Annotated in this window: 1 protein-coding gene; it reads right to left on the bottom strand. The window is 70.9% G+C overall.

Annotation, left to right across the window (positions count from 1 at the left end; all coding sequences use genetic code 11):
- Window positions 1–40: 40 nt before the first annotated feature.
- The gene (locus tag ACFWPJ_RS32000; protein ID WP_378857142.1) at window positions 41–694 is read right to left on the bottom strand and encodes a hypothetical protein; all 654 of its coding nucleotides are present in this window, start codon (window positions 692–694) and stop codon (window positions 41–43) included.
- Window positions 695–1,059: the final 365 nt, after the last annotated feature.

Raw genomic sequence — 1,059 nt, 5'->3', positions numbered from 1 at the left:
CAGCGGTGTGCTGGATGTGCGTGCGAGTATGCGGTGTAGCTCAGAGCACCCGGGGAACACTGGATGGGAACGCCCAGCCCACGGCTGCGCCGATTCCGGCACCGGCGGTCGCGCCGGCAGCAGCACCTGCCGTGGCGCCGGCGGCGCCGCCGACCACGCCACCGACAACGCCGCCGATGACGATGCCGGCGGGAATGGTCGCGACGGTAGCCGGGGCGCCCACGACGGTAAGTGCTGGGGAGGCGCCGATCACGCCGCCGAGCGCCGCGCCCGCGGCGACGCCGAGCAAGGCACCACCGACAGCGCCCGCGGCCGTGCCGACGCCGGCACCGATGGCTGCCGCGCTGTCGATGGCTGCCCGTCCACCGTCCTGCATTGCCGGGATCTTCCGCTCTTCGTCGGAGGGAGCAGCGGATTCGGCGATGGGCGCGGCCGGCGCCACATACGCGGCCGGGATCAGCGGCTGCGCGGCGACCGCCGTGTAGGCGGGTGCGGCGGCGATGTCAACCGGTGCCGCGGCCGCGATCGGAACCGTGCGCGCGACCGGAGCCGTGTGCACGATGCCGTCGGTGGCCTGGACCGTGTCCACCGGAGTCGCGGATGCCACGCCGACGGAGGTGATCGCGGTCGCGATCGGCACCGCGACCGCGGTGGACCACATACTTGCTGTCGGCTTGGCGTGACGTCCGGTCATCAGGTTCTGCGTTCCCTCATCAGCAATTGGGTCATGATCGAAATGTTCTGGCAACTGACTACCGACCAAAGGTGAACACGCCGTGAACAGGTCGGGTTGCGCAGGTCGCCACCGGCTTGCCGTTCGGGGTGCGCCGCCACGGCTCACTATGAACTCGGCCACAGCGCGTCCGGGCGCTTTCGCATTCTCCACCTCGTCCGCCAATATTCATCGAAGTGTTCGCTGGCGGTTCATCTACCGGACAGATTTCTGCCAAACGATCATGAAGGCGGAAAGATGCCGCCGCGGGGGCGGCGCGGCCGGGGCCGCCGCGCCACACCCCCGGCGCGAAGGGGTGGGGTGGGGGCCCCCCCCCCCCACGCCCC

It is taken from the genome of Nocardia sp. NPDC058497 (assembly GCF_042720195.1).
Taxonomy (GTDB): domain Bacteria; phylum Actinomycetota; class Actinomycetes; order Mycobacteriales; family Mycobacteriaceae; genus Nocardia.
Note: the sequence above shows the minus strand (reverse complement) of the source record. Positions and strands in the feature narration are given on the sequence as shown.